The sequence below is a fragment of the Frankia sp. CoWAU3 genome (genome assembly GCF_977971855.1).
The window spans coordinates 1949-3830 of sequence record NZ_CDWWXB010000277.1 but is presented as its reverse complement, the minus strand read 5'-3'; the positions used below and the strand labels follow the sequence as shown (position 1 = coordinate 3830).

The window sequence follows — 1882 nt, the reverse complement described above, 5'->3', positions numbered from 1 at the left end:
CTTAACGCAACAGGCCGTCACACCACGCGACCTTCGCGCAGCCCTGGGCAGCCCACGGTGTCGTCACCGGACTCGGGCTGCTTGCCGAAGAAGTACGCCTGCTGAAGGTCGGTCAGCGGGAGGGTCTCGGCGGAACCGGCGTCGCTCGCTGCGGCGGGCTCCGCCGCCGACAGGCGGGATGTCGGAGCCGTCGGCCCGACAAGCTCGGCGATCTCGGCGGCAGTCGCGCACTGCCGGAGCCGCTCGACCGGGACGTCGACCCCCAGCCGGGACTGCAGGCCGAACCACAGGCGGGTGACCGCGAGCGAATCGAGTCCGAGTCCGCGCAGCGGCTGATCGGCCGTCACCGCCGAGGCATCGCGGGGAAGCAGTTCGGCCAGCGCCTCGAGCACCTGACGTGTGACGTCATCCAAAGAGAAATCGCCCGCCACCGAAAAGCCACCTCCCCGGTCTCGGCCGCCAGTATGTTCGGTCCTGATTTGAGGTGTATGCACAATTTTGAAAAGATCTGCTGCACCTTGTGCTAAATTCGGCTCAGTCGGCCGACCAGCGTGCTCCCGCCTCGGCGAGACGGTCGGCGGCGGTGGTCATCAGCCGTTCCGCCACGGCGTCCACGTGGCGCGCGCGCCAGTCGGCCAGGTCCGTGCCGGCGGCGAAGCGGTTGAACGCGCCGAGCGCCGGGCCGCAGTGGATCTGGAAGTTGACCTTCTCCTCCGCCACGCCTTCCAGCGCGGCACGTGTGGTTTGCGCGAAGTACCACTTGAAGACATGCGCCATCCGGACCTTGGGGTTGGCCTCGACACGCTCCAGCGCGCCGCCGCCCTTCGCGGCCAGGTGTGGGCGGGCCTGCGCCCACACCTCGTCGAGACTGCACCGGAAGCAGCGTTGTTCGAGCGAGCGGCGGGTGTCCTCGTCGATGTCCGCGAGGCTGTTGTACTGGCGCCACAGCTGATAGAGCTTGTTGGCGCGCGCCGCGAAAAGCGTGCCCTTGCGCAGCACCTGGACTCGCGCGCCCATCTCGAACATGTCGCCTGCCGGCGCGTACGCGGTGTCCTGGACGTCGGCGTCGGCGAGCATGTCCTTGGCCAGATCCGAGGTACCGGCCTCGACGGTGCGCTGGTTCACGGAGCCGGTGAGCACGAAGTCCGCGCCGAGCGTGAACGAGGCCGCGATGGACTCGGGGGTGCCGATCCCGCCCGCCGCCCCGACGCGGATTCGTTTGGCGTAGCCGCGCTCGGCCTGCACCTCGTCCCGCAGCGACATCATGGCCGGGACGAGGGCGTACGGATTCCCCGCGTCGGTGTGGCCGCCCGAGTCGGCCTCCACGCAGATGTCGCAAGAGACCGGCAGCTGTGCCGCGATCTCGGCCTCCTCGCGGGTGAGCCGCCCGCTCGCGACGAGGTGGTTGAGCATCTCCGCGGACGGCGGGGCCATGAACGCGGCCGCGACCTCGGGCCGGGAGACCTTCGCCAGCACGTGGCGCACGGCCGTCGGGGTGCCGTCGGCGGTGCGCCGCGCGCCGCGGAACCGGAAGGCGACGATCGCCGGGCTGATGCCGGTAAAGCCCGCCGCCTCGATGTGGTGGACGCGCACGTCGAGCAGTACACGCACCAGTTCGTCCTCCAGCGCGGGGGCGTAGGGCGTCGAGATGAGGTTCACGCCGAAGGGGGTGTTCGGCCCGAGTTCCCCGCGGATCCGGGCGACGGACTTCGCGGCCTCGTCGGCTCCGGTGCCGCCGGTGCCGAGGAAGCCCATCAGCCCCGCGGATGCGAGCCGGGTCACAAGGCTCTCGGATGCGATCCCGCGGTACATGGCGCCGGCGAGGTAGGCGTAGCGCAGCCGGTAGTCGCGGCGGAATTCGGCCGAGCCGAGCGCGGCGGGG

General features: G+C 70.5%; 2 protein-coding genes. Both read right to left on the bottom strand.

Annotated features, from left to right (window positions below; all coding sequences use genetic code 11):
* Positions 1–17 precede the first annotated feature (17 nt).
* Positions 18–431, bottom strand: coding sequence for an acyl carrier protein (locus AC08ON_RS17080; RefSeq protein ID WP_476617340.1), 414 nt, complete (start codon positions 429–431; stop codon positions 18–20).
* Between the two features lie 103 nt (positions 432–534).
* On the bottom strand, positions 535–1882 hold a 1348-nt coding region (locus AC08ON_RS17075), incomplete at its 5' end, for a PfaD family polyunsaturated fatty acid/polyketide biosynthesis protein (RefSeq protein WP_476608555.1).